Annotated in this window: 21 protein-coding genes; 10 read left to right on the forward strand and 11 right to left on the reverse strand. The window is 69.7% G+C overall.

Annotated features, from left to right (window positions below):
• Positions 1–421 precede the first annotated feature (421 nt).
• The 4 genes from ASG59_RS20355 to ASG59_RS07190 all read left to right on the forward strand — a co-directional run bounded on the left by ASG59_RS20355 (position 422) and on the right by ASG59_RS07190 (position 3,963).
• On the forward strand, positions 422–1,516 hold the full coding sequence (locus tag ASG59_RS20355; RefSeq protein ID WP_244475659.1) for a flagellar hook-length control protein FliK: 1,095 nt from the start codon (positions 422–424) through the stop codon (positions 1,514–1,516).
• A gap of 12 nt (positions 1,517–1,528) precedes the next feature.
• Complete coding sequence (locus tag ASG59_RS07180) at positions 1,529–2,206, forward strand: flagellar hook capping FlgD N-terminal domain-containing protein (protein ID WP_056407752.1); 678 nt, start codon at positions 1,529–1,531, stop codon at positions 2,204–2,206.
• 104 nt (positions 2,207–2,310) lie between these two features.
• Positions 2,311–2,586, forward strand: coding sequence for a DUF1153 domain-containing protein (locus ASG59_RS07185; protein ID WP_055885701.1), 276 nt, complete (start codon positions 2,311–2,313; stop codon positions 2,584–2,586).
• Between the two features lie 306 nt (positions 2,587–2,892).
• Positions 2,893–3,963, forward strand: coding sequence for a lysylphosphatidylglycerol synthase domain-containing protein (locus tag ASG59_RS07190; protein WP_056407754.1), 1,071 nt, complete (start codon positions 2,893–2,895; stop codon positions 3,961–3,963).
• 35 nt (positions 3,964–3,998) lie between these two features.
• On the opposite strand, the gene gmk is transcribed toward ASG59_RS07190, so the two are convergent.
• The 4 genes from gmk to ASG59_RS07210 form a co-directional block, all read right to left on the reverse strand.
• Complete coding sequence (gene gmk / locus ASG59_RS07195) at positions 3,999–4,649, reverse strand: guanylate kinase (RefSeq protein WP_055885709.1); 651 nt, start codon at positions 4,647–4,649, stop codon at positions 3,999–4,001.
• A 12-nt stretch (positions 4,650–4,661) separates the two neighbouring features.
• Complete coding sequence (locus ASG59_RS07200) at positions 4,662–5,525, reverse strand: YicC/YloC family endoribonuclease (RefSeq protein ID WP_056407756.1); 864 nt, start codon at positions 5,523–5,525, stop codon at positions 4,662–4,664.
• A 35-nt stretch (positions 5,526–5,560) separates the two neighbouring features.
• Positions 5,561–6,928 carry an endolytic transglycosylase MltG gene (gene mltG / locus ASG59_RS07205; protein WP_056408072.1) on the reverse strand — a complete coding sequence of 456 codons (1,368 nt, stop codon included), beginning with the start codon at positions 6,926–6,928 and terminating at the stop codon, positions 5,561–5,563.
• A 148-nt stretch (positions 6,929–7,076) separates the two neighbouring features.
• Positions 7,077–8,153: a GSCFA domain-containing protein gene (locus ASG59_RS07210; protein WP_056284142.1), complete on the reverse strand. Its 1,077-nt coding sequence runs from the start codon at positions 8,151–8,153 to the stop codon at positions 7,077–7,079.
• 78 nt (positions 8,154–8,231) lie between these two features.
• Here ASG59_RS07210 and ASG59_RS07215 point away from each other — a divergent pair, with 78 nt between their 5' ends.
• A complete protein-coding gene (locus ASG59_RS07215; RefSeq protein WP_056407758.1) occupies positions 8,232–9,290 on the forward strand; it encodes a WcbI family polysaccharide biosynthesis putative acetyltransferase in 1,059 nt (352 codons plus the stop codon).
• Positions 9,291–9,306: 16 nt separating this feature from the next.
• Here the strand turns inward: ASG59_RS07215 and fabF are convergent, their stop codons facing one another.
• The 4 genes from fabF to fabD form a co-directional block, all read right to left on the reverse strand.
• Positions 9,307–10,572, reverse strand: a complete 1,266-nt coding sequence (gene fabF / locus ASG59_RS07220; RefSeq protein WP_055885724.1) for a beta-ketoacyl-ACP synthase II — start codon at positions 10,570–10,572, stop codon at positions 9,307–9,309.
• Between the two features lie 93 nt (positions 10,573–10,665).
• Entirely contained in the window at positions 10,666–10,902 is a 237-nt protein-coding gene (locus ASG59_RS07225) for an acyl carrier protein (RefSeq protein ID WP_018044468.1), read from the reverse strand.
• A gap of 280 nt (positions 10,903–11,182) precedes the next feature.
• Positions 11,183–11,923, reverse strand: coding sequence for a 3-oxoacyl-[acyl-carrier-protein] reductase (gene fabG / locus ASG59_RS07230; RefSeq protein ID WP_056407759.1), 741 nt, complete (start codon positions 11,921–11,923; stop codon positions 11,183–11,185).
• Between the two features lie 37 nt (positions 11,924–11,960).
• Complete coding sequence (gene fabD / locus ASG59_RS07235) at positions 11,961–12,902, reverse strand: ACP S-malonyltransferase (RefSeq protein WP_056407761.1); 942 nt, start codon at positions 12,900–12,902, stop codon at positions 11,961–11,963.
• Between the two features lie 286 nt (positions 12,903–13,188).
• Between fabD and rpoZ the strand changes: the two genes are divergently transcribed.
• The 4 genes from rpoZ to ASG59_RS07255 all read left to right on the forward strand — a co-directional run bounded on the left by rpoZ (position 13,189) and on the right by ASG59_RS07255 (position 17,715).
• Positions 13,189–13,599, forward strand: coding sequence for a DNA-directed RNA polymerase subunit omega (gene rpoZ, locus ASG59_RS07240; RefSeq protein ID WP_055885734.1), 411 nt, complete (start codon positions 13,189–13,191; stop codon positions 13,597–13,599).
• 198 nt (positions 13,600–13,797) lie between these two features.
• Complete coding sequence (locus ASG59_RS07245) at positions 13,798–16,038, forward strand: bifunctional (p)ppGpp synthetase/guanosine-3',5'-bis(diphosphate) 3'-pyrophosphohydrolase (protein WP_056407763.1); 2,241 nt, start codon at positions 13,798–13,800, stop codon at positions 16,036–16,038.
• A gap of 79 nt (positions 16,039–16,117) precedes the next feature.
• Entirely contained in the window at positions 16,118–16,708 is a 591-nt protein-coding gene (pyrE, locus tag ASG59_RS07250; RefSeq protein WP_056407765.1) for an orotate phosphoribosyltransferase, read from the forward strand.
• A gap of 350 nt (positions 16,709–17,058) precedes the next feature.
• The gene (locus tag ASG59_RS07255; RefSeq protein WP_056284156.1) at positions 17,059–17,715 is read left to right on the forward strand and encodes an NYN domain-containing protein; all 657 of its coding nucleotides are present in this window, start codon (positions 17,059–17,061) and stop codon (positions 17,713–17,715) included.
• 92 nt (positions 17,716–17,807) lie between these two features.
• Here the strand turns inward: ASG59_RS07255 and ASG59_RS07260 are convergent, their stop codons facing one another.
• Together ASG59_RS07260 and ASG59_RS07265 are read right to left on the reverse strand one after the other, a co-directional pair.
• Positions 17,808–20,009, reverse strand: a complete 2,202-nt coding sequence (locus ASG59_RS07260; protein WP_056407767.1) for a xanthine dehydrogenase family protein molybdopterin-binding subunit — start codon at positions 20,007–20,009, stop codon at positions 17,808–17,810.
• A gap of 64 nt (positions 20,010–20,073) precedes the next feature.
• The gene (locus ASG59_RS07265; protein ID WP_056407770.1) at positions 20,074–20,529 is read right to left on the reverse strand and encodes a (2Fe-2S)-binding protein; all 456 of its coding nucleotides are present in this window, start codon (positions 20,527–20,529) and stop codon (positions 20,074–20,076) included.
• Positions 20,530–20,794: 265 nt separating this feature from the next.
• Between ASG59_RS07265 and ASG59_RS07270 the strand changes: the two genes are divergently transcribed.
• Positions 20,795–22,339: a HAMP domain-containing sensor histidine kinase gene (locus ASG59_RS07270; protein ID WP_055885751.1), complete on the forward strand. Its 1,545-nt coding sequence runs from the start codon at positions 20,795–20,797 to the stop codon at positions 22,337–22,339.
• 128 nt (positions 22,340–22,467) lie between these two features.
• Here the strand turns inward: ASG59_RS07270 and nhaA are convergent, their stop codons facing one another.
• Complete coding sequence (gene nhaA, locus ASG59_RS07275) at positions 22,468–23,682, reverse strand: Na+/H+ antiporter NhaA (RefSeq protein WP_056407773.1); 1,215 nt, start codon at positions 23,680–23,682, stop codon at positions 22,468–22,470.
• Between the last annotated feature and the right edge of the window lie 101 nt (positions 23,683–23,783).

Consider the following 23,783-nt stretch of genomic DNA (forward strand, 5'->3'; position numbering starts at 1 on the left):
GATCAACGAGACGGATGCACGGACGCCACAACCCTCGCGGACCCCCGCGCGGTCGAATGCTGCCGGCCAGGCCACCGTCGTCGAACGCTTCACCCTCGCCGGGGCCGACGCTGCGAACGACGCGACGGCCCCCCGGCAGGCATCGCGGGCGGCCGAAGCGCGCGCCCGCCCCCCCGCGTCGACCGAGATCCCCGCGACGGCGGCCAGGACGGCCGATGCCGGCGCAGTTCCGTCACGAGCGGCGCTCGACGGGAGGCGCCGCGCCTCCGGCACCGAGCCGGTCGGGCCCGGTCTCGTGGTCCATGAACGCAGACCGGGCCCGATCGCGAGGCCGCCCGTCCGGGACACCGATCCCGCTGCGGCTTCGGCGAGATCCGATGCGGCGGCCTCGGCGAGTTCGCCTCGTGCCGGTCCGCCGCCGGTGCCCGGCTCGACCGGGGCTCCCGCGTCCGGCCAGGCCCCCGTCTCGACGGTCTCGGGCGAAGGCAAAGACATCGCCGCCGCCGACGAGGACGAGGATAAGGACGAGGCTTCGGCCGAGGCGCCGCCGACGACCCCGGCGCTGCCATCGTTCTTCTTTCCAACGCCGACGTCCGGCGTTCGGATGCCGGCCGGGGAGCCGGATCCAGAGCAGGGCGACGCCTGGTCGGCCGCGGACGGAGAGGCCGAACGCGAGCACGACGAAGCGACGTCCGGCGAGGCGGCTTCGCCCGACGCGAGCGCGCACGCTCCCCTCCTCCTCGCCGGACCCGAAGTCCCGGCCGCTTCGCAGGGCGACGCCCCCGCCCCCATCGCTGCCGGGCGGTCCGCCGCAGGCGCCGGGACGGCCGAGGGCCACGCCCCAGCGTCGGACGCTGCCGGCCCGGCCGTGCCATCCACCGATCCGGCCGACGCGAGCTCCGCCGTTCCGACAGCCGCCGCGTCGTTCGCCGCGGAACTGGGTTCTGCGGCGCCGCGAGAGGAGGTCGCGGGCACGCCGGCGTATGGTGCACCGGTGGCGGGCGTGGCCGCCGCGGGCGTCGCCGCAGCCCCGGGCGGTCCGGCCTCGACCCCATCGGCCGCCACCCCGCACCAGGGCCCGCCGGTTCCGATCGGCGCCGTGCCGATGACGATCGGCCTGCGCTCGCTGTCGGGATCGAGCCAGTTCCAGATTCGCCTCGACCCGATCGACCTCGGGCGTATCGACGTGACGCTCGCCATCGACAAGGACACCGGCACGGTGACGACCCGCGTGGTGGTGGACCGCCCCGAGACCCTGGCCCTGCTCCAGCGTGACGCGGGCAACCTGCAGCAGGCCCTGTCCCAGGCCGGGCTCGACGCCGGCTCCGGCATCGACCTGTCCCTGCGCGGCGACGGCGGTCCCGGGGGGCAGGGATCCGGCGACCCGCGGTCGGAGTCCCGGCCCGGCGAGGCCCGCACCCGGCCGGCCGGCGCGGACGCAGCCGCCCAACCCCTTCCCGACTACGCCGCCCCGCGCATGCTGCGCGGGATCGCCGGCATCGACATCCGGATCTGAAGGATCGCCATCATGACCGCCAGCATCAGTTCGCTCGCCAGTACCAACACCGCAGCCCTGACCGGGGTCGCGGCCGACAAGCAGGAGATCGCGGGCAACTTTCAACAGTTCCTCACGCTGCTCACGACCCAGCTGAAGAACCAGAACCCGCTCGATCCCCTGGATACCAACCAGTTCACGCAGCAGCTGGTGCAATATGCCGGCGTCGAGCAGCAGCTCAAATCCAACGACCGCCTCGACTCGATCCTGTCGAACGCCAAGTCGTCGAGCGCGGCCTCGGCCACCGGCTTTATCGGACAGACGGTCACCGCCGACGGCCGGACCGCGCAGCTCAAGGACGGGGCGGCGAACTGGAGCCTCACGCCGGCACGTGCGGCCAAGCAGGCCACCATCACGATCAGCGACGCCAAGGGAAACGTGGTGGCGACGCAGACGAAGGCGCTCACCGCCGGTGCCCAGACCTTCGCCTGGGACGGCCGCACCTCGTCGGGTTTCAGCTCGGCCAACGGCACCTATTCGATCAAGGTCGACGCCGTCGACGCCACCGGCGCCAAAGTTTCGGTGGATACCCAGCTCACCGGAAAGGTCGATGCGATCGACCTCACGGGCACCGAACCGGTGCTGCTCGTGGGGGCCTCGCGCCTGCCCGTTTCGAGCGTCCGGAACATCGGCGCAGGGTTATCCACATGACACGGTCAACGTCGGTTCAGATGCGATCGATCCGTTTCAAGATATTTTAAGTGGGCGCGCCTAACCTCAGGGCTCGACAGGTCAGTCGAGTTGTAGAGCGTATCATGACCGAACCGCACCGCCCGAGAGTGAAGTACGTCATCGGGCCCGATGGAAGCCCGTTGACGATTGCCGATCTGCCTCCGACCACGACCCGTCGTTGGGTCATCCGCCGTAAAGCCGAAGTCGTCGCCGCCGTCCGTGGCGGGCTCCTCAGCCTCGAGGAAGCCTGCCAACGCTACACGCTGACGACCGAAGAGTTCCTGAGCTGGCAATTTTCGATCGACCAGCACGGCCTGGCCGGACTTCGAACCACGCGGATCCAGCACTACCGTCACTGACGGGTCGGACCCGGAGCGATCCCGCTTTCGGCAGCAGGGTCGACATCGAAAACCGCGTCCATTCCGGTGGACGCGGTTTTTCGTTTCGGGGACCGGGCGATGCGTGCCCATCCTGTCCCCTCGGCCGATCCGGGACCACGAGCCCGGGTGCGCCCATCGACTTTTGGCCCCAAAGCGTCCCTATCGCTGCACGATGGAATCGACGTCCAGCCCGTCCGGGCTCACGGGCCGTCGCACGACGTCGGAGGAGCCGCCGGTGAAGGACATGCGCCGTCGCTTCCCACGTGCGACCGGGATCGCACGCCCATGACGAATGCCCGCACCGGGGCGGGGCTGGCCTCCACCGCGACCAGGGCGATCCTGAGGCGCCTGCCGCTGGCGGCAACCCTGATCGGCCTGGGCCTCGCCGTCTGGCTCGTGGCGACCAACGACACGACCGCCATCGGCGCCGCCTTCGCGCGCATCGGGCCACTGGGCCTCGCCGCCATCGTCCTCGTGCGGATGGTCATCCTGCTCCTGTGCGGCCTCGGGTGGGCCTGCCTCCTCGACCGGATCGCCGCGGTGCCCCAGGCGGCCTTCGTCATCCTGCGGTTCGTGCGCGAGGGTATCAACACCCTGCTTCCCGTGGCCTCGGTGGGGGGCGACATCGTCGGCGGCCGGCTCCTCACGTTCTGGGGCGCGGCCGGCACCTTCGCCGCGGCCTCGATCCTGGTCGATCTCCTGATCCAGTCCGGGGCGCTGGTGGCCTTCGCGGTGGTCGGCGTGGTCCTGCTCCACCAAGTGCCGGGAGAGGAGGCGACGCTGCTGGCGCAATGGGCGTCCCACGCCCTCATCGCGATGACGATCGTGCTGGCGGCGTTCTTCGCCTTCCAGCGCGCAGGAGCCCTGAGGCGCCTCACGAACCTCGTGGGCGACCTCGGCCGGCGATTCACGCGGGACGGCGGCGGTGCCGATACCGAGACCAAGCCCGGCGCCCCGGCGCAGGCCGGGGACGTTCAGGATGCCCTCGACCGGGTCTGGGCGGCGGGACGGCGACGGCCGCTCCTGTGGTCGACCGTGCTGCACGTCGCGGCCTGGTTCCTCGGGGCGGTGGAGATCTGGATCGCCCTCGTCTGCCTCGGCGTCGAGGGAGCGGGGCTGGCCGATGCGATCGTGATCGAGGCGCTCACCCAGGCGATCAAGGCGATGGCCTTCCCGGTCCCCAGCGGTCTGGGCATCCAGGAGGGCGGCTTCGTCCTTGTGGGCGGACTGTTCGGCCTCGACGCCGGAACGGCGCTGGCGCTCTCCCTGGTCAAGCGCGTGCCGGACGTGGTGCTGGGCCTGCCGGCCCTCATGGTGTGGCAGAGCCTGGAAGCGCGCCGTGGGACGGTGATCTGACGCCGTCGTCGAGGCTCGCTTTTCCGACGACGGGCTCAGCCGGCGTCCGGCTCGTTCAGGAGGCCCTCGACGAATTCGGTCAGTCCCGTGCGCCGCGATCGCTTCAGGCGCTCGGACGTGAGGATGCCCTGCAGAGAGCGGAAGGCCTCGTCGAGGTCGTCGTTGACGAGCACGTAATCGTACTCGTTCCAGCGCTGGATCTCGAGCCGGGCGTTGGCGAGGCGCTTCTCGATGGTGGCGGGCGAATCCTCGGCCCGGCGCTCCAGACGGCTGCGCAACTCGGCCATGCTCGGGGGCAGGATGAAGATGGTCACCACGTCGTCGGCGAGCTTGCCCCGCACCTGCCGCGTGCCCTGGTAGTCGATGTCGAAGATCATGTCGCGGCCGGCGGCCAGGACCCGCTCCACCGGGCGCCGCGGCGTGCCGTAGAAGTTGCCGTGGACCTCCGCCCATTCGAGGAGGTCGTCGCGGGCGCGCAGGCTGTCGAAGGCCTCGCGGTCGATGAAGGTGTAGTGCTTGCCGTCGATCTCGGACGGGCGCCGCTGCCGGGTCGTCACCGAGATCGAGAGATCGAGGCCCCAGGTCGGGTCGCCGGCCACGGCCCGGGTCAGGGTCGTCTTGCCCGCCCCCGAGGGCGAGGACAGGATCAGGATGAACCCGCGCCGCCCGATGGTTGTGCCTGCCATGTGTCCCGGGACCTATTCGACGTTCTGAACCTGCTCGCGGAATTGCTCCACCACGGCCTTCAAGTCGAGTCCGATCCGCGACAGGGCGACGTCGCCCGCCTTGGCGCACAGGGTATTGGCCTCGCGCCCGAGTTCCTGGGCCAGGAAGTCGAGCTTTCGGCCGATGCCGCCGCCGCCGACTACCAGGTCCTTGACGCTGGCCAGATGTGCCTGCAGCCGGTCGAGTTCCTCGCGCACGTCGGCCTTGGCCGCCAGCAGCACCGCCTCCTGGTGCAGCCGGTCGCCGTCGAGGCCGCCCGCACCGGCGAGCGCCGCCACCGCCACGGCCAGGCGCGCCCGCACGGCCTCCGGCCTGCGGCTCGGGCAATCCTCGGCGGCCCGGGTCAGGCGCTCCATCGCCGCGATCTGTCCTGCGAGGATCGCGCCGAGTTGGCGGCCCTCGTCCCGCCGCGCCGCCACGAGATCGGCCACGAGGTGCGATGCGGCCTGCGCCAGGTCCCGCGACAGCGCTTCGGCATCGGCCGCGGGCTCCTCGTCGGCTTCGACCACGCCACGGATGCCCAGCAGACCGTCGAGGGTGGCCGGTGACATCCCCGGCGGCAGCGGCACCCGGGCGACGGAGGCGGCCAGGGAGGCGAGCAGCGTCTCGTTGATGCGCACGCGCGGCGGCGCCTCCGGCCGGGTGATCGACAGCGTGACCTGGCATTGCCCGCGGGTCAGCGCACGCTGGAGCGCCACGCGGGCGGTCTCGCCGGCGCCGTCGTAGCCGGTGGGAACCCGCAGGCGAATGTCGAGGCCGCGCCCGTTCACGCTGCGGACCTCCCAGGCCCATTGCACGGGGCCGGTGGTGCCGGCGGCACGGGCGAACCCGGTCATGCTCGACAGGGTCGCCTCTGGCGGCGCCGGTTCGGTCACGGCTGGCGCAGGGCCGGCACCGACTTGGCCGAATTGAGGTCGAAGGTCTTGTTGCGCAGGGGGTCGAGCTTCGTGCCTTCCGAGGCGTCGAAGGCCTTGGACTTCTGCGCCGTGGTGTCCTGTCCGGCGCCGAGGGCGAAGTTCGCCCCGCCCGGCGCATAGGCAGAGGCCTTGGCGCCGGCGGCCGATTCCACCGGCGGCTCGGCCTTGTCGACCGGGGCCGCGTCGGGGGTCGCCGGTGACTGGCGGCTGCGCTCGACCTGACGCCAGCGGGCCACGTTGCGGCTGTGGCCTTCGAGGGTCTCGGCGAAGGCGTGGCCGCCGGTGCCGTCGGCCACGAAGAACAGGTCCTTGGTCCGGGAGGGATTGGCCACAGCCTCGAGGGCGGCCCGGCCGGGATTGGCGATGGGGCCGGGCGGCAGGCCTTCGATGACATAGGTGTTGTAGGGCGTCGGCCGGTCGATCTCGGATCGTTGGATGCCGCGCCCGAGGGTGCCGCGGCCGCCGACCAGACCGTAGACGATGGTGGGGTCCGACTGCAGCTTCATCCGCTTGTTGAGGCGGTTGACGAAGACCCCGGCGACCCGGGGGCGCTCGTCGGCGCGGCCGGTCTCCTTCTCGACGATGGAAGCGAGCGTCACCATCTCGGCCGGCGTCTTGACAGGGACCTCGGCGTTGCGGCGGGCCCAGATCTGGTTGAGCACCTCGCGCTGCTTGGTGCGCATCAGGTTGAGGATCTGCTGGCGGGTGGCGCCGCGCTCGAACTTGTAGGTGTCGGGCAGGAGCGCGCCCTCGGGCGGGATCTCGTTGATGTCGCCGGCCAGCACGTCGTCGTCGTTGAGCCGGGCGACGATCTGCTCGCTGGTCAGCCCCTCGGGGAAGGTGATGGCGTGCTGCACCTGCCGTCCGGCGGCGAGCACGTCGATGACGTCGGCGAGGCTGGCATGGGCCTTGAATGGATATTCGCCGGCCTTGAGGGCCTTGCCACTGAGGCGGGCGGCGATCTCGAACAGGCCGGTATGGGCGATCACGCCCTCGCGGGTCAGGGCTTCGGCGATCTCGCTGGTGCCGCTGCGCGAGGGGATGACGACGACCTTGTCGGCCGGCAGCGGACCCGGCTCGCCGGTCTGCCGCTGGAAGACCGAGAGGCCGATCATCGCGGCGATCGCCACGACGACGAACAGGGTGAGCAGGCCGCTGATGGTGCCGACGAGGCCACCCCGGCGCCGCTCGGGCCGGGTCGGCGGCGCCGGGGCGGCGGTGGGCTTGATGGCCTCGCTCGGGCTGCGGGGCGAGAGGCGGATCGGTTGGGCCGGCTCGTCCGCGGGAGCGGAGGGCGCTGGCGGCTGGCGTCTGCGGAACATGAACACCCTGTGCGGATTTCGGAAGCGCCGATCGCCGCCACACTCACGTGGCCCTGCGCCGCAACCACCGTCAAGCTTGGCATCGATCGCCGGAGTCTAGCGATTTTTATGGCCAAAACGCGATCCGGCGACGCCCTCGTCGGGATCGTCAGGAATCGAGCAGCTCCTCGTCGCACACCACCTTCGCGGTGCGCTGGTTCTCGCTTCGAACGTCGAAGCGCGGTGCCTCCGCCCGCGCGCCCTCGTGCGCGGCGTGGGCCATGAAACAGCGCATCACGTGCGCGACGCCCGCCGGGGTCACCGCGCGCAGGTTGTCGGCGAAGTAGCGCCCCTGCGTGGTCGGCGCCGTGACGATCTCGTAGGAGGGGAAATAGAACACCTCCGGCCGGGCGGCGCAGACCTCCTCGGCGACCACCCGCAGGGCCGCCTTGCTGTAGGCGTTGGCGACCAGGACGTGGCGGTCGGCGTAGGTCATGGCCAGCGGCACCGGCGAGACCGTGAGGATGACCCGGGCCGCCGGGTTCACGCCGCGCAGGGCATCGACAAAGGCGAGCATGTCGGCGGTCATCTCGGCCACGCCGGCATTGGCAAAGCCGACCTCGGCGGGGTCCCAGATCCCGCCGGCGACGCCGGGCGGAAGCGGCAGGGCGGCGCCGTCTGCGCTGTCGCGCCATCCCTCGGTGAGGCCCAGGGTGAACACCAGGGTGTCGAGGGTCTGGAACAGGGTGCGGACATGGGCGAGATGGACCTCGCGGGCCGTCGCCACGGCCTCGGGGCTTTCGTGGCCGGCCGGATCGATCCGCGGCCGGAACGGATCGACGAAGCGCCCGTCGGCACGCTGCCAGGCCTCCAGGCGCGGCGCGAAGGTGCCGAAGGCGCGCTCGAACAGCTGAACGAGCTGGCGCGTCGTGTAGATGTTGCCGTAGCGCGCCGAGAAATCCCCCTCCCCGTCCGCGGATGCGGTGGTGGCGGTGCCGGCCGACGGCGTTTCGACGACGAGGAAATTGAAACCCTCCGCCTTCAGGGCGCGGGCGACGTGCTGGGCAAAACAGCTCCCGGCGGTGGCGATGCGCTCGGTCCGCGTCAGCCGGAAGCCGGCGGCGCCGGTGGGGTCGAGGGCGAAGGGAGGGGTTCCGGCCACGGCCTTCCGCCAGGATCGACGGTCGGGCAAGGCGGAATAGGGGTTCGTCGCGAAGGGGTCGGCTGTCGGTCGATCGGACGCCATGGGTCCTCCTGCGATCGCGGTACGGCGCTCAAGGGGCCGATGCTTGTTCTCGTCAGGCAATGGTGAGACAACCCGACCATGCCGATTATCGACGTTCTGCGAAGGGTTCAACGCGGCGCCCTCTCCCGCCTCGCTCCCGAGAGCGCCACCGGATCGCCGCGCATCCTGGTGATCGGGATCTGCCAGGGTGCGGCGGTCGCCCGGGCGATGCGGCTCATCCTGCCGGGCGCCTCCGTGACCTTCGTCTCCGCCTTCAGCGCCGCCAAGACGTTCGCCCGCATGAGCGACCTCGTGGAGGCGGCCCAGGAGAGCGACGTCGTCTTCGCCAACACCTACCTGCCGGCGTTCAAGGACGGCGGCGACATCGAGACCCTGAGGGCCAGCGCCAACCTCATCCTGATGCCGTCGATCGTGTTTCCGGCGTTTCATCCGGACCTCGTGCACATCGGCGAAGAGGTTGTGCCCGGCGACGGCAACCTCCTCGTCGGTCCGATGGGGCGGTCGCATTCCGCTCTGGCTCTGTTCGGGTTCCGGGCCGGCCTCGATCCGGACGAGACGCGGCGGCTGTTCACGGCCGCGGTCTACCGGCGCCTGGGATACTTCGACGGCTGGACGGAATCGGTGGCCTTCCTGCGCCTGCTCGGCGAACAGACCGGCTACGACCTCGAGGCCGACCTCGCCCGCTGGACCCGCCGCGGCTGCTTCATGCATGCCACCAACCATCCCAAGATGTACGTGGCCGCCGACCTCGCCCGCGGCCTCCTCGACAAGGCCGGGATCGCTTACGGCGACTGCGACCTCGATGCCTATCTCGCCGACGAGTTCATCCGCCTCGGGACCTGGCCGGTCTACCCCGAGATCGCGGAGTACTACGGCGTCCCGGGTAGCGCCCTCTTCCTGTCGCCGGAATTCGCCAAGACCGGACGGTCCCGCACCATGAGCCTGTCCGGCTTCATCGCGGAGAGCTACGGCCTCTACGCGCAGCGGTCGACGGAGAGGCTGGTCTGTGCGCGGGTGGATGCTTGGCTCGCCGATCCCGCGATCCACGCCGATCTCGTCGCGGCGGCGCGCGACGGTCTCGCGTGGCGTCCAGCGACCGGGCTCCCGGTCGCGACGGCGGAAACCGTCCCCGCGTGAGCGATCCGCCGTCGGGCTAAGCCTCGACGCGGCGCATCACCAGGGAGGCGTTGGTGCCGCCGAACCCGAAGGAGTTCGACAGGACGACGTCGACCCGCTTGCGCTTGGCTTCGTGCGGCACGAGGTCGATGGCGGTCTCGACGGAGGGATTGTCGAGGTTCAGCGTCGGCGGGATGACCCCGTCGCGGATGGTCAGGACGGAAAAGATCGCCTCGACCGCGCCGGCGGCACCCAGGAGGTGGCCGATGGCGGACTTCGTCGACGACATCGAAGCCTTGGCCGCGCTCTCACCGAGGAGGCGTTCGACGGCCTTGAGTTCGAGCTCGTCGCCCATCGGCGTCGAGGTGCCGTGGGCGTTGATGTAGTCGATGGCCGAGGGGGCGATGCCGGCCCGCTTCACGGCGGCCGTCATGCAGCGGAAGGCGCCGTCGCCGTCGGGGGCGGGCGAGGTGATGTGGTAGGCGTCGCCGGTGAGCCCGTAGCCCACGACCTCGGCATAGATCTTGGCGCCGCGAGCCTTGGCGTGCTCGTATTCCTCGAGCACCACGACGCCGGCGCCCTCGCCCATCACGAAGCCGTCCCGGTCCTTGTCGTAGGGCCGCGAGGCGCGGGCGGGGTCGTCGTTGAACCCCGTCGACAGGGCGCGGCAGGCCGCGAAACCCGCGATGGCGAGGCGGTTGACGGGGGATTCGGCGCCCCCCGCCAGCATCACGTCGGCGTCGCCGAACTGGATGAGACGGGCGGCATCGCCGATGGCGTGGGCGCCGGTGGAGCAAGCGGTGACCACCGCGTGATTCGGGCCCTTGAGCCCATGGGCGATAGAGACCTGGCCGGAGGCGAGGTTGATGATGCGTCCGGGAATGAAGAACGGCGAGATGCGCCGCGGGCCCTTGTCGTGGAGGGTCACCGACGCGTCGTAGATGCCGCCGATGCCGCCGATGCCCGAACCGATCATCACGCCGGTGGCGCATTGATCCTCGTGGGTCTTGGGGTGCCAGTCGGCGTCGTCGAGGGCCTGGCCGGCCGCCGCCATCGCGTAGACGATGAACGGATCGACCTTGCGCTGCTCCTTCGGCTCCATCCAGCGGTCGGGATCGAAGGTGCCGTCGCTGCCGTCGCCGAGGGGAACCGAACACGCGATGCGGCAGGCGAGGTCATCGACGTCGAAGGCCGTGACCTTGGCAGCGCCGCTGTCCCCGGCGATCAACCGGCTCCAGGTGGCTTCGACTCCGCTCCCGAGCGGGGTCACCATCCCCAAACCCGTCACCACCACCCGACGCATCGCGTTATCCCGAACCGGTCCCGTCATACTCGTCAAACGTTCGGCGCCCGGGGTCGTTCGACCCTGTTCCAGGCGCCGCTCCGTCTCAACGTCTCAAGCGGAGTTCTTCTCGAGGAACTTCACGGCATCGCCGACGGTCTGGATCGTCTCGGCGGCGTCATCCGGGATCTCGACGTTGAATTCTTCCTCGAACGCCATCACGAGCTCGACGGTGTCGAGGCTGTCGGCGCCGAGGTCGTCGATGAAGTTCGCCCCCTCGACCACCTTCTCGGGCTCGACGCCCAGGTGCTCGACAACGATCTTCTTCACGCGCTCAGCGATATCGCTCATCGTTCTTGGTCCTTAGCTATTCGATCGTGATGGTGAAGGCGCCGTGGCCGCTCCTCAGATCCGACGTTCGTCGGAGGCGGCGTGTGTCCGATCGCGCGGGGTTCTGCAAACCCGCTATACGCTGATCCGTCAACCCCCCAAGCACGGCAGGCGGGGTGGTAGCATAGGGTTCCGGCGCTGGCGAGGGGCCGTTCACAAGCCATTCATCGGTGTGGTCTTTCTGCGAATTCTACGGTCTTCGCCCGGTGTGCGGCGCAGCAATCGAGGCCGGGGCGGATCGTCAATACATCGCCATGCCGCCGTTGACGTGCAGGGTCTGGCCGGTGACGTAGCCGGCTTCGTCGGAGGCGAGGTAGACCGCCGCCGCGGCGACGTCGCCGCCGCTGCCGAGGCGGCCCATGGGCACGCGCGTCAGGATCGTCTCGCGCTGCTTGTCGTTGAGCCCGTCGGTCATCGGCGAGGTGATGAAGCCCGGTGCGATGCAGTTGACCGTGAGGTTGCGGGTGGCGACCTCGGCCGCCAGCGCCTTCGTCATTCCCACGAGGCCGGCCTTGGCGGCGGCGTAGTTGACCTGGCCCGGATTGCCGGTGGCGCCCACCACCGAACCGATGTTGACGATGCGGCCGTGGCGCCGGCGCATCATGCCCTTGACCGCCGCCCGCGACAGCCGGAAGGCGGCGGTGAGGTTGACCGCGATCACGGCGTCCCATTCCTCGTCCTTCATGCGCAGGAAGAGGTTGTCGCGGGTGATGCCGGCATTGTTCACCAGGATGTCGAGGCCGCCCATGGCCGCCTCGGCGGCCGGCACCAGGGCCTCCACCGCCGCCTTGTCGGAGAGGTCGGACAGTAGGGGATGAACCCTGTCGCCGCCGAGTTCGCCGGCCAGCCCGTCCAGGGCCTCGCTGCGGGTGCCGGAGATCGCGACCACGGCCCCTTGCGCATGCAGCGCGCGGGCGATGGCGCCGCCGAGGCCGCCGGTGGCGCCGGTGACGAGGGCCTTGCGGCCGGTCAGGTCGAACATGGGGCTTCCCTCGGGTTGTTGGGTCTGGGCCCGCGCGTCAGCGCAGGTCCGGGAACGCGGCGACGTCCTCGGGCGTGCCGATGGCGCCGGCCTTCGCCTCGGGGGCGATTCGCTTGACGAGGCCGGTGAGCACCTTGCCGGTGCCGATCTCGTGGAAGCTGTCGACGCCGGCGGCGACCATGGCGAGCACGCTCTCGCGCCAGCGCACCGTGCCGGTGACCTGGGCGACGAGGGCATTTCGGATCGCCTCCGGATCGGTGACGGGGGCCGCCAGGACGTTGGCGTAGACCGGCACGACGGGAGGCTGGAGCTGCACGCCGTCGAGCGCGGCGCGCATCGCCTCGGCGGCGGGCCCCATCAGCGAGCAGTGGAACGGGGCGGAGACGTTGAGCATCACGGCGCGCTTGACGCCGCGCCCCTGTGCGATGGCGACCGCCCGCTCGACGGCCGCTCTGGTGCCCGACAGCACCACCTGCCCGGCGCCGTTGTCGTTGGCGACCTCGCAGACGTCCGCCTCGGCGGCCTCGGCCGCGATCGCCCCGGCCGTCTCGGCATCCGGCCCGATCAGCGCCGCCATCGCGCCCTGCCCCGGCCCGGCCGCCTTCTGCATGGCCGCGCCGCGCAAGCGCAGCAGCCTGGCCGCGTCGGTGATCGTGATCGTGCCGGCCGCGGCCAGGGCCGTGTATTCACCGAGCGAATGCCCGGCGAGGCAGGCGACGTCGCGCTTCAGGTCGAGGCCGCGCTCGGCCTCCAGCACGCGCAGGGTCGCGAGGCTCGCCGCCATCAGCGCGGGTTGCGCATTGGTGGTCAGGGTCAACGTGTCGGTCGGCCCCTCGAACATCAGGCGCGACAGGCTCTCTCCCAGCGCCGCATCGACCTCCTCCAGCACGAGACGTGCCTGGGGAAAGGCCTCGGCCAGGGCCCGACCCATGCCCACCGACTGGCTTCCCTGACCTGGAAAGATGCATGCCCGCGTCATCGGTCCTCGTCGTCGTTCGGGGTCGCCCCAGGATCGCCCCGGCGGGTCGGCCCGAGAGGGCGGCGCAGTCGCATCGCCGGCCACCTGTGTCAACATGGCACTGCAGGGGGCGGTTGCCGCGATGCCGCCGGCATTTGTCGATCATGGCCACCGGGCTTCATCGCACACGCCGATCGTGCAGGAGCGGCTTTTCGCTCGTCTCGCACGCTCCTTGTTGCAGGGCGTCATGCGGTGTAAGAGCCATGCTCAGCCCCGACATCCGTTTTCAAAGAAGGAGCCGTCCGCCATGGCTCGCGTCACCGTTGAAGATTGCATCGACAAGGTCGAGAACCGGTTCGAGCTCGTCCTGCTCGCCAGTCACCGTGCCCGTCTGCTCGCCGCCGGGGCGCCCCTGACGATCGACCGCGACCGCGACAAGAACCCGGTCTGCGCCCTGCGCGAGATCGGCGACGCCACCATCACCGCCGACGACCTCAAGGAACAGCTCATCCACTCCATGCAGAAGTACGTGGAGGTCGACGAGCCCGAGGCCGAGACCGTGCCGCTGCTGTCGAGCTCCCCGGCCGCCGCCTCGGTGGCCCCGCCCTCCACGAGCGACGACAGCGCCGTGCAGTTCGACCGCATGAGCGAGGAAGACCTTCTGCGCGGCCTCGAGAACCTGGCACCCCCGACCGAGACCGAGGAAGAGGGCGAATAGCGCCTTCTCGATCCGAGACCTCCGTCGCGACGACGAAACCCGGCCCTGGTGCCGGGTTTTTTCGTCGCGACGCGCGATTATCGCAGGGTTGCGGTGCCATGGGTCTGGCGCGCTTCGCGGCGATGCGGAACAAATGACGGGCGGCCGCGGGCGGTGGTGATCGGGGCCGGCGACGATCAGGGAAGGTGAACACGGCGGATGATGCGCCAGTACGAGCTCGTCGAGCGGGTCAGACGCTACAACCCCGCCACGGACGAAAGCCTCCTCAACCGCGCCTACGTCTATGCGATGCGCGCGCACGGCACCCAGAAGCGCGCCTCGGGCGATCCGTTCTTCGCCCATCCCCTGGAAGTCGCCGCGATCCTCACCGACCTGAAGCTCGACGACGCCACCATCGTGGCGGCCGTGCTTCACGACACCATCGAGGACACCGCCGCCACCCTCGACGAGATCCGCGAGATCTTCAGCCCCGAGATCGGGGCCCTGGTGGACGGGCTGACCAAGCTGAAGCGGCTCGACCTCGTCTCGAAGCGGGCGGCCCAGGGCGAGAACTTCCGCAAGCTGCTTCTGGCGGTGGCCGCCGACGTGCGCGTGCTCCTCGTGAAGCTCGCCGACCGCCTGCACAACATGCGGACCCTCCACCACATGCCGCCCGAGAAGCGGGTGCGGATCGCCGAGGAGACCCTCGACATCTACGCGCCGCTCTCGGGCCGCATGGGCATGCAGGAGCTGCGCGAGGAGCTCGAGGACCTCGCCCTGCGCAACCTCAAGCCCGACATCTACGCCACCATCACGCAGAGGCTCTCCGACCTCTCGGCCCGGTCCGAACGGCTTGTCGACAGCATCGAGCGCGATCTGACCGCCAAGCTCGCGGCGCGCGGGATCACCGCGCAGGTGAGCGGGCGGCAGAAGCGGCCGTTCTCGATCTGGTCGAAGATGGAGCGCAAGTCGATCGCCTTCGAGCAGCTCTCCGACATCTTCGGGTTCCGCGTGGTGGTGGAGCGCCTCGACGACTGCTACGGGGCGCTCGGCGTCGTCCACACCACCTGGCCGATGGTGCCGGGCCGCTACAAGGATTACATCTCGACGCCCAAGCAGAACGACTACCGGTCGATCCACACCACCGTGATCGGCCCCAAGAGCCAGCGTGTCGAACTGCAGATCCGCACCGCCGCCATGGACGAGATCGCCGAATACGGCATCGCCGCCCACGCCCACTACAAGGAGGCGGGCGACACGGAGGAGGTCGGGGTGCACCCGCGCCTCGCCACCGAGAGCGGCGCCTACCAGTGGCTGCGCCGCACCATCGAACTCCTGGCCGAGGGCGACAGCGCCGAGGAATTCCTGGAGCACACAAAGCTCGAGCTGTTCCAGGACCAGGTGTTCTGCTTCACGCCCAAGGGCCGCCTCATCGCCCTGCCGCGCGGCGCCACCCCCATCGATTTCGCCTATGCCGTCCATACCGACGTCGGCAATTCGGCGGTGGGCGCCAAGATCAACGGGCGCATGGCGCCGCTGCTGTACGAACTCGCCAACGGCGACGAGGTCGAGATCGCCCGCTCCGACGGACAGTCGCCGCCGGCGGCCTGGGAGTCGCTCGTGGTCACCGGCAAGGCGCGCTCCGCCATCCGGCGGGCGACCCGCGTCGCGGTGCGCCGGCAATACGCCGGGCTCGGCCGCCAGATCCTCGACCGCGCCTTCGAGCGGGCCGGCAAGAGCTTCACGCAGGACAAGCTGCGCGGCGCGCTGCCCCGCCTTGCCCGCGTCTCGGCCGAGGACGTGTTCGCGGCGGTGGGCCGAGGCGAGATGTTCTCGGGCGACGTGGTCAAGGCGGTCTATCCCGACTTCAAGGAGGAGCGCCGGCTCGGGTCGTCCTCGCCCCTGCAGCAGCCCGCCGGCGGCGGGGCGGGGCGGCTGAGTCTGGCCAAGGACCAGACCATGCGTCTGACCTTCCCCGACGGGGCGATGCCCGACGTGACCCACTCCGAGGCGATCCCGATTCGCGGTCTCGACAGCGATCTGGCCGTCACCTTCGCCCCCAACGGCGGCGCGGTCCCCGGCGACCGCATCGTCGGCATCCTGACTCCGGGCGTCGGCGTGACCATCTATCCGATCCAGTCGGCGGCGCTGGCGGCCTTCGACAACGAGCCCGAACGCTGGCTCGACGTGCGCTGGGACGTGGAGGCGGGCGGCAACGAGCGATTCCCGGCCAGGCTCGCCTTGCAATCCATCAACGAACCGGGCGTGCTCGCCCAGATCTCGCAAGTGATCGCCGACCACGACGGCAACATCGACAATCTTTCGATGAAGCGGCGCACCCAGGATTTCACCGAGATCGTCATCGACCTCTCGGTCTGGGACCTGAAGCACCTCAACGCCATCATCGCGGAACTGCGCGGCAAACGGGCGGTGAGCAAGGTCGACCGGGTCAACGGCTGACGGGGACGCTCGCCTTGCCACCCGCGGACGGCACTGCCACAAGCCCGGGCGACGCAGCAGGGCAGCCGGAGCCGCTTTCATGACACCCGACGACGTGCTTGCCGAGTTCCGCGACGCCGGCGCCTTGCTCGAGGGGCATTTCGTCCTCAGTTCCGGACTGCATTCGGGCATCTTCCTCCAGAAGATGGCGATCTTCTCCGATCCGGCGCGGACCGAGCGCCTGTGCCGCGTCCTCGCCACCGTGATCCGGGACACCTTCGGCGCGATCGACATCGTGGTGTCGCCGGCGATCGGCGGCATCGTTCCCGGTTACGAGACGGCGCGCCATCTCGGCGCCAAGGCGATCTTCGTCGAGCGCGATCCCGGCGGGCCCTTCATGCTGCGCCGCGGCTTTTCCATCCCGGCCGGTGCCCGCGCCGTCATCGTCGAGGACATCGTCACCACCGGCCTTTCGGCCCGTGAATGCCTCGCCTCCCTCTCCGGGGAGGCCGGGACCGTGGTCGGTGCCGCCTGCCTCATCGACCGCTCCGGCGGGCGCGGCGAGATCGGATTGCCGCTGGCGAGCCTCGTCACCCTCGACATCCCGGCCTATCCCGCCCACGCCCTGCCGCCGGAACTCGCAGCCATTCCCGCGGTGAAGCCCGGAAGCCGCGTGGCCGCCGCCCCGTAGAGCGGATCGTTCACCGCTACAATCGTCGATTCGCCTGGCGGAATACACGCGAAAACCGGCACACACCCTAAAATAGCAACCTGTAGTAAGTAAAAACGCCAGAAATAAAAGCTAACATTTGATAAACCGTTGACATTAAGACGTGCTTTAGGGTACAGATACCGAACTTGGCGATTGAAAATATTGCACTCCTTGCCGGCCGGTATAGATCGTCAAGTCTTTCGCTGCTCCAATCATGACGACGGAGAGTGGATCGATATTGCGGCCGATGCCTATCTCGATGCTTTTGCGGACCTTGATCCGGCAAGACATCGAATATTATCCATTGTTATTTTCTGACAGGTTATTCCATGACCACGCAGCAACGTAGTGCATTATTCATTGACGGCGCCAACCTTTACGCCGCCACCAAGGCACTCGGGTTCGATATCGACTACAAAAAACTCCTCAAGGAATTTCAAGGCCGGGACAACCTGATCCGGGCTTTCTATTATACGGCCATGATCGAGGATCAGGAGTACTCTTCGATCCGGCCATTGATCGATTGGCTCGATTACAACGGCTACCGGGTGGTGACCAAGCCCGCCAAGGAGTTCACGGATTCCTCCGGCCGCCGCAAGATCAAGGGCAACATGGACATCGAGCTGGCCATCGATGCCCTCGAGCTGGCGCCGTTCATCGACCACATGGTGCTGTTCTCCGGCGACGGCGACTTCCGCTCCCTGGTCGAGGCGATGCAGCGGCGCGGCGTGAAGGTGACGGTGGTGTCCTCGATCCAGACCCAGCCGGCCATGGTCTCCGACGAGTTGCGCCGGCAGGCCGACGAGTTCCTCGACCTCGTCCATCTCATCGGCAAGGTCGGCCGCGACCCGGGTGAGCGTGGCGTCAGAAGCCATACCGATACGCGCAGCCGCGGCGAGTCGCCCGAGCGGCCGACCCGGCCGAGCCCTGGCCTCGAATCCCGCTACGGCATTCGCCAGGACGACGAGTCGCCGACGGGAAATTGAGTCCCGAAGTGCCGGCGGACGGGAGAACCGTTCCCCTTACCCCTTCATGCCCACGACCCCGGATAGACCCGGGGTCGTGGGCGGGTTGCCCGTCACACGCCTTTCATGCCGCTGAGGTCGAGCGGGAGCGAGCGCAGCCGCTGGCCCGTCGCCGCGAAGATCGCGTTCGAGATCGACGGGGCGAGCACCGGAACGCCCGGCTCGCCGATGCCGGTGGGGGCGGCCGTGGACGGCATGATGTGGACCTCGACCAGGGGCATCTCGCTCATGCGGGTCGGCTCGTAGGCGTCGAAGTTGCGCTCCTGCACGACGCCGTCCTTGAGGGTGATGCGGTTACGCAGGACCGAGGAGAGGGCAAAGCCCACCGCGCCTTCCACCTGCGCGCGGATCACGTCCGGATTCACGGCGATGCCGACGTCCACCGCCGCCACGATGCGGTTGACCTTCACCTTGGCATCCTCGGCGGTGATGTCGGCCACCATGGCGACGTAGGATCCGAACGACTCGTGCCCCGCGATGCCGAGCCCGCTGCCCTTGGCCGCCGGTGACCCCCAGCCCGCCTTTTCCGCGGCGAGTTTCAGCACGCCCGACAGGCGCGGCGCCGACGAGAGCAGTCCGAGGCGGAAGGCGAGCGGATCGGCCCCCGCCGCCTGGGCGAGTTCGTCGATGAAGACCTCCATCACCTGGGCGGTGTGGGTGTGCCCGACCGAGCGCCACCACAGCACTGGCACGCCTTCGCGCGCGTTGTGGACCGTGAAGCGGAAGGCCGGCAGCGCATAGGGCGTGTCGGAGGCGCCCTCCACCGTGGTCGCATCGACGCCGTTCTTGACCATCATGGTCTCGAAGGGCGAGCCGATCAGGATCGACTTGCCGACCATGGTGTGGGTCCAGCCGGTGATCGCCCCCTTGGCGTCGAGACCGGCCTTGAGGGTGTGGAGCACGGTGGGCCGGTAGAAACCGCCGGCCATGTCGTCCTCGCGGGTCCAGACCAGGTGGACCGGCGCCTTGGCCCCGGTGGCGCGCAGGATCGCGGCGGCCTCGGCGAGGTAGTCGGCCCCCGGCGTCGCCCGGCGCCCGAACGAGCCGCCGGCCCATTGCGTGTGCAGCCTGACCTTGTCGGTCGTCACGCCCAGCGTGCCGGCGATCACCGCCTGCTCGACGGAGTGTAGCTGGCAGCCGGCATAGACGTCGTAGCCGCCGTCGCTCGCCCGCTCGATGGTGGCGTTGAGCGGTTCCATCGCGGCATGCGCGAGATAGGGGAAGGTGAACTCGGCCTCCAGCACCTTGGCCGAGCCCTTGATCGCGGCTTCCGGGTCGCCGCGCTCGGAGGCGACGAGGCCGGGGCGTCGCGCCATCTCGCGATAGGACGCGAGGATGGCGTCCGACGAGCGCGTCTCGGCGCCCGCGTCGTCCCAGGTCAGCACCAGGGCGTCGCGGCCCCTGATCGCCGACCAGGTATCCTTGGCGATGACCGCGACGCCGGTGGGAATCCTGACCACGTCGATGACGCCGGGCACCGCGCGGGCGGCCTTGTCGTCCACCGCCGCGACCACGCCGCCGAAGCGCGGCGCATGGGCGACCACCGCGGTGACCTGCCCGGGGCGGCGAATATCGAGGGCGTAGACGGCGCTGCCGTCGGTCTTGGCCGCCGAATCGAGGCGCGCGACCTTGGTGCCGATGAGACGCCACTGGCTCGGGTCCTTCAGGCGCGGCTCCTGCGGCACCGGCTGGCTCGCGGCGGCCTCGGCGAGTTCGCCGAATCGCGCCTGCCGGTTCGACGCCGCATGCGCGACGACGCCCGACGCCACGGTGATCTCGCTCGCGGGAACCTTCCAGCGCGCGGCCGCCGCGGCCACCAGCATGGCGCGCGCGGCCGCTCCGGCCTTTCGCAGCTGGAACCAGGAGTTGGCGATGGCCGTCGAGCCGCCGGTGCCCTGAACCGGTCCCATCAGGAGGTTGGCGTAGAGGGTGGCGTCGGCCGGCGCGAAGGCGGTGCGAACCTGAGCCCAATCGGCGTCGAGTTCGTCGGCGAGGATGGTGGCGAGCCCGGTGGTGTTGCCCTGCCCCATGTCGAGGTGCTTGATCATCACCGTGACGGTGTCGTCGGCGGCGATGCGCACGAAGGCGTTGGGCTGGGCCGGCAGCGTCGAGAGATCCGGACCGGCGGCGGCCCGCACGGCCTTGCCGGCATCGAGGTGGAAGCCGATCAGCACGGCACCGGTGGCGGCGGCACCTCCGAGGAAGGCCCGGCGCGAGGGTGTGGCGGCCGGCGGTGTCGGATGGACCTTCAGCATGGCTCGGGCTCCAGTCCTCTGGGAAACGTAGGGCGTGCGCGGGATCGATCGGGCAAAGGCGCCGTCAAGCGAGGGTGCGGGCGGCGTCGTGGATCGCGGCGCGAATGCGCTGATAGGTGCCGCACCGGCAGACGTTGCCGTCCATGGCCCCGTCGATGTCGGCATCGGTGGGCTTGGGGGTCGACGAGAGCAGGGTGATGGCCGACATGATCTGGCCGGACTGGCAATAGCCGCACTGGACCACGTCGAGGCCGCGCCAAGCCGTGCGGACCGCCTCGGCCACGCGCCCTGAAACCCCCTCGATGGTCGTGACGGCGGCGGTGCCGACGTCGCCGACCTTAGTCTGGCAGGCGCGCACGGGTTGCCCGTCGAGGTGGACGGTGCACGCACCGCATTGGGCGATGCCGCAGCCGTACTTGGTGCCGGTCTTGTCGAGGTGATCGCGCAGGACCCAGAGCAGTGGCGTCTGCGGATCGGCGTCGATCTGGTGCGCTACGCCATTGACGGTGAGTGTCAGCATCCCGCGTCTCCGGACTTGTTCGAGTCGCTCAAGGTCGACGGTACCGAGGCTAGTCCCGGCCAACCCGTTCTCATGTGCGCCCGCGCACATGATTCGGGGGGGGCGTCCCGCCTCCGTCGCCCTGTGCATCCCGTCCCGATTGCGGACAATCGACGGGATCTCCCTCAGCCGTTCTTAACACATCCCGCGCAGGTTCGAGCCTCGGTCGGGCGGCAGACGTGGTTTCCCGCCCGCGACATCGATCACTTCAAATTTCAAGACGGTGATGACCGATCTGACGGCGGAGATGGTGCAACGCGGGCGTGGGCCCTCCGTCGAGGAGGTCGTTCGGCGACGCGAGATCGCGCGCGACATCCGCTCGGCCCGGGAGCGCCTCACCTCCACGAGCGGTCTCGAACGAGCGTTCGATTACGAACTCATCCGGATCTACGCGCAGTACCGGGCCGGCGCGGGCCTGCCGCAGGCGCTGCTCGCCACCGCGGTGGCGGGGGCTTCGGCGTTCTGGGTGCCGCTGAGCTTCTCCCTGTGCTGGGCGATCTGCCTGGTGGCGTCGGTGGCGCTGACCATGTGGCTGACCCGGCGCTTCCTGGCCGCCGACCCGGAGACGGTCTCGGTGGACCGCTGGCGGCGCGCGTTCGTGGTGTCCGAGGCGGTCCAGAGCGTGTCCTGGGGCCTGATGGTCCTGGTCGGGTCGAGCGAGGCGCAGACCTTCGTCCTGTTCGGCCTCGTCATCGTGGCGGCGGTGGCGACGATGCTGGCGGCGACCCTGCCGGCGGCGGCCGTCGCGGCCCTGGTCCCGCTGATGCTGGCGGCGCTAGGTCTCCTGACGATCTCCCACGACATGGACACGATCATCCTCGTCACGATGGCGCTGGGCTCGCAGGTGTTCTTCCTGGTGGTCGGGCGCCGGGTCTACGTCTCCACCGTCGAGGCCCTGCAGTCCCAGGCCGAGAAGGACGCGATCTTCGGCGAACTCGAGCACGCCAAGGCCAATTCCGACGAGGCGCGGCGCCGGGCCGAGGAGGCCAACCTCGCCAAGTCGCGCTTCCTGGCCACCATGAGCCATGAGTTGCGCACGCCGCTCAACGCCATCCTCGGCTTCTCGGAGGTGATGAAGAACGAGGTGTTCGGCCCGCACGTGGCGCCGTCCTACGGCGAATACGCCAAGGACATCCACGAGAGCGGGCTCCATCTCCTCAACCTGATCAACGAGATCCTCGACCTCTCGCGCATCGAGGCGGGCCGCTACGAGCTCAACGAGGAAGCGACGGAACTCGCCCAGGCGGTGGAGGAATCGCGCCACATGGTCGGGCTGCGGGCGCGCAGCAAGGGCCAGACCTTCCGCGAGTTCATCGACGGTACGCTGCCGCGCCTGTGGGCCGACGAGCGGGCCCTGCGCCAGATCGTGCTCAACCTGCTCTCCAACGCCGTGAAGTTCACGCCGCCGGGCGGCGAGATCACGATCAAGGTCGGCTGGACGGGGTCCGGAGGCCAATACGTCAGCGTGAAGGATACCGGCCCGGGCATTCCCGAGGACGAGATCGGTACCGTGATGTCGTCCTTCGGCCGCGGTTCGCTCGCGATCAAGACCGCCGAACAGGGCTCCGGCCTCGGCTTGCCCATCGTCAAGGGCCTCGTGGACCTCCACGGTGGCACCTTCCAGCTGTCCTCGCGCCCGCGCGAGGGCACCGAGGTGGTGGTGACCTTCCCCGCGAGCCGGGTCATGGAAACCCTGCCGGCCGTGGACCTGGAGGTCGACGGCCTCGTGCCCGAGGCGAGGATGGACGGGGCTCGGCGGTCGGCGGCCTGACCGAACGCCTCCGGCGCGGTTGCCGGCCCTTCGCCGACGATACGCCGGTCCTTCCACGCGGCTCACGCACCGGCGGATTTCCTTTGCCGGCGCCGACGCAGCGTACGAGCTCGCCTTCCGTCGGCCGTTCAGGGGTTAGGCCTTGCCGCCGCGACTTTCGCCGGGCGGGAACCACCTGGCGCGAACCGCAGCACGAGCGCGCCCAGCGCCATGCAGACGAGGGAGCCGGCCAGCACGCCGATCTTGGTCTCGGCCTCGAGTTCCGGCGAGTCGGCGAAGGCCAGGAGGCCGATGAACAGGCTCATGGTGAAGCCGATCCCGCACAACAGCGCCACGCCGTAGACCTGTAGCCAGCTGGCATGCGCGGGCCGTTGCGCCCAACCGAGCCTGACGACGACCAGGACGAACCCGAACACGCCGACCTGCTTGCCGAGGAACAGGCCGAGGGCGACGCCCAGCGTCACCGGGTCGAGCATCATCTTGCCCGTGACTCCCGCCAGCGACACGCCGGCATTGGCAAAGCCGAAGATCGGCAGGATCAGGAACGACGACCACGGGTGCAGGATGTGTTCGAGCTTGTGCAGCGGCGATGTCGGATCGTCGGGCTTGCCGATGCTGAGGCGAAGGGGGATCGTCATCGCCAGGAGCACGCCCGCGATCGTCGCGTGGATCCCGGATTTGAGCACGAAGACCCAGAGTACCACCCCGACCACGAGGTAGGGCGTCAGTCGGCTGACCCCGGCCTTGTTCAGGCCGAACAGGACGGCGAAGGCGACCGCCGCCCCGCCGAGCATCGGCAGGGACAGTTCGGCGGTGTAGAACGCCGCGATGATCAGCACCGCGCCGAGGTCGTCGATGATCGCCAGGGCGGTGAGAAAGATCTTGAGCGAGACCGGCACGCGCGAGCCGAGCAGGGCCAGGACGCCGAGGGCGAAGGCGATGTCCGTGGCCGCCGGGATCGCCCAGCCCCGCAGGGTTTCCGGCGAGTGCCAGTTGACGGCGAGATAGACGAGGCCCGGGGCGACCATGCCGCCCAGCGCCGCCACCCCCGGCAGGACGCGATCGGGCCAGGTGCGCAGGCGCCCGTCCAGCACCTCCCGCTTGATCTCGAGGCCGACCAGCAGGAAGAACACCGCCATCAGGGCATCGTTGACCCAGTGGAGCACGCTCAAGGGCCCGAGATAGGCCTTCAGCGTGGCGAAATAGGCGGGCGCCAGCGCGGAGTTGGCGACGACCAGGGCCAGGGCGGCGCTCGCCATCAGGACGAGGCCGCCGCTCGCTTCGTTGTGCAGCATCGCCCGCAGGGCTGAGAACGGGCGGCGAATGGGGCTTGGCGCGTGCATGTGTCAGCCCTGTCAGCGTTTCATGCGAGGTTCAACGGGCCCGGGTGAAATTCGGCGCTCCACTGCGACGGTCGCATCGCGATCACGAACGGGGTGCGACG

The sequence above is a fragment of the Methylobacterium sp. Leaf466 genome (assembly GCF_001425565.1).
Classification (GTDB): Bacteria; Pseudomonadota; Alphaproteobacteria; order Rhizobiales; family Beijerinckiaceae; genus Methylobacterium.